This window comes from Streptomyces sp. NRRL S-495 (assembly GCF_000966955.1).
Lineage (GTDB): Bacteria > Actinomycetota > Actinomycetes > Streptomycetales > Streptomycetaceae > Kitasatospora > Kitasatospora purpeofusca.
In genome coordinates, this window is record NZ_JZWY01001340.1 from 1 (window position 1) to 889 (window position 889).

Genomic DNA, 889 nt, shown 5'->3' on the forward strand with positions numbered 1-889 from the left:
GCCCAGCTCGGTGAGCAGCACGTCGGACGGGCCTGCCAGCAGTCGGCGGGCCCGGCGGAGCTGGTCCTCCTCCATCCCGATGCCGCTGTCGTCGACGATCACCAGCGCGCCCCGGCCGCCCTGCTGGAGGGTGACCGGGACGTCCGTCTCGGGGTGCGAGTAGGCGGTGGCGTTGGCGAGCAGTTCGGCGACCGCGATGGCCACCGGCTCGGCGGCCCGGGCCACCACGGCCAGCCGGCCCTCGCGCAGGTGGTTGGCCACCTTGATGCGGGCGTAGCCGGGCACCCGGGAGAGCGCGCCGACCACCACCTCGGCGAGCGGCGAGTCGGTGCGGGCCAGGCCCGGCCAGGCCTCGCAGAGCACGGCGACGGTCTGGATCCGGCGCAGCGCGACCTCGTTGCGGAAGTCGACCTCCAGCAGCCGGGGGTCGTCGTTGTCGTCCTGGAGCTGCTGGACCAGGCTCTGGATCTGGTAGAGCAGGGTCTGGATCTTGGAGGTGGCACCGCGCATCGCGGAGCGGGCGGCGGCGTCGACGCGCTCCCGCTCCTCGGTGACGGCGGCGGAGGCCGCGTCCAGGACGGCCTGCAGGCGGGGCCGACGGCGGCGGCGTCGAGCGGCCGGGCGATCGGCGCGTTGGGGTGGCTCAGCCGCAGGGCGGCGGCGGCCACCCGCTCGGTGGCGAGGTGGCCGATCTCCGCCAGCAGGGCGGCGACGCCGGCCTCGGCCGCCGCGGCGCGCTGCTCGGCGGCCTCGGCCCGTTGGTCGGCGGCCGCCGCCCGGTGGTCGGCCTCGGCCGTGCGCTGTCCGGCCTCGGCGGCCCGGTTCTCCGCCCGGTGGGCGCGGTCCTCGGCGGCCAGCGCGCGGTCGGCCGCGCCGCTGGCCTCGACGG

At 78.0% G+C, this 889-nt stretch carries 1 protein-coding gene and 1 pseudogene; one reads left to right on the forward strand and one right to left on the reverse strand.

What is annotated here, in order from left to right; genetic code table 11:
- Positions 1 to 510 (reverse strand): annotated as a pseudogene (locus tag VR45_RS43230) (ATP-binding protein); the annotation flags it as partial.
- A gap of 128 nt (positions 511 to 638) precedes the next feature.
- On the opposite strand from VR45_RS43230, the gene VR45_RS43235 reads away from it, so the two are divergent.
- Positions 639 to 889: hypothetical protein (locus tag VR45_RS43235; RefSeq protein WP_199926112.1), on the forward strand; the 251-nt coding region annotated here is incomplete at its 3' end.